The organism is Vibrio sp. 1159 (genome assembly GCF_033340395.1).
GTDB lineage: Bacteria > Pseudomonadota > Gammaproteobacteria > Enterobacterales > Vibrionaceae > Vibrio > Vibrio alginolyticus.
In genome coordinates, this window is record NZ_JAWOWL010000110.1 from 1 (window position 1) to 1,359 (window position 1,359).

1 protein-coding gene is annotated in these 1,359 nt (G+C 41.2%); it reads left to right on the forward strand.

The window, feature by feature from the left end:
* Nucleotides 1-212: 212 nt before the first annotated feature.
* A complete protein-coding gene (gene nhaR, locus R7127_RS26240; protein WP_318148687.1) occupies nucleotides 213-1,103 on the forward strand; it encodes a transcriptional activator NhaR in 891 nt (296 codons plus the stop codon).
* Nucleotides 1,104-1,359: the final 256 nt, after the last annotated feature.

Consider the following 1,359-nt stretch of genomic DNA (forward strand, 5'->3'; position numbering starts at 1 on the left):
AAATATAGGTTTTATTGATTTTGTAAACTGAGGTTTTTTTGATGAGAATTCGATAAAAAGTGCGTTTTACTTCAAGTTTTATGACAATACTGAGATTGTATTTTCGGTAAAACTTAATTTTAGTTGGTTAAAGTGATGGTTTTGCCGAGTATCTTGTCTGTCTCTGTCACATTTGGTATAAAAAGCATCCCCTTCTTTTCTGGAATTGGCCGATGTCACATCTAAATTACAACCATCTTTATTACTTCTGGATGGTGTGCAAGCAAGGCTCTGTTACCAAGGCCGCGGATGCGCTTTTTCTCACTCCTCAAACGGTGACCGGGCAAATCAAAGCGCTTGAAGAGCGGATGAAAGGTAAGCTAACCAAGCGAAACGGCCGTACTGGCGAACCAACAGAACTCGGACAATTGGTCTTCAAATATGCGGATCGTATGTTTGGTTTAAGCTATGAGATGCTTGATATTGTGAACTACAGTCAGCACTCCAACATTTTGTTTGAAGTTGGTGTCGCCGATGCGCTGTCAAAACGGCTAGTTAGTAAAGTGCTGATGACAACCGTGCCTGAAGACAACAGTATCCACTTACGTTGTTACGAGTCGACGCACGAACTGTTATTAGAACGGCTATCGCAGCACAAGTTGGATATGATTCTTTCTGATTGCCCGGTGGACTCGACGCAAAGCCCAGGCCTTTATAGTAAGAAGCTTGGCGAGAGTAGTATGAGTTTCTTTGCATCTTCTGACATTCCAGACGTCAAGTTCCCTGAAATTTTGGAAAAGAAAAAGCTGTTGATCCCAGCAAGTCGAACGGCGATGGGGCGAAAAGTCATTCAATGGTTTGATCGCCAAGGATTACAACCTGATGTCTTGGGAGAGTTTGATGACGTCGCGTTGATGAAAGCCTTTGCGAGATACCGTGATGATGTAATCTTTTTGGCGCCGACGGTTTACATGTCAGAAATCGAAGATGACCGCAGCTTACAGTTGATCGGTCATGTTGAGGATTTGAAAGAAGAGTATTACGTTATTTTCGCCGAGCGAATGATTCAGCATCCTGCGGTAAAAAACGTATGTGATGCTGATTTCAGTCAAATGTTTGAGTAAACCCGTATCGTTGCTCAAATAAATAGATTACTATCGATAAAAATATAAATCTAAATGATACCTAAGTAATTCAAGATACTTGGTTTAGTGAGCAAAATTATTTCTCGTCGATAAAGCCCCAGTGAACACTGCTGGTGGGTTAAATTGATGTATCGCTTTAAAGCCAAATTTAGAGGTTCTAATAAAGAAGGCTCTGGAGAAGAATCTTGATGTCCTTAGAGATATTAAATCAGTGCAACACAACAAGCTGGCCAGG

Coding starts and splice junctions, on each gene's coding strand:
- nhaR (WP_318148687.1), top strand. CDS start 213: ATGTCACATCTAAATTACAACCATCTTTATTACTTCTGGATGGTGTGC.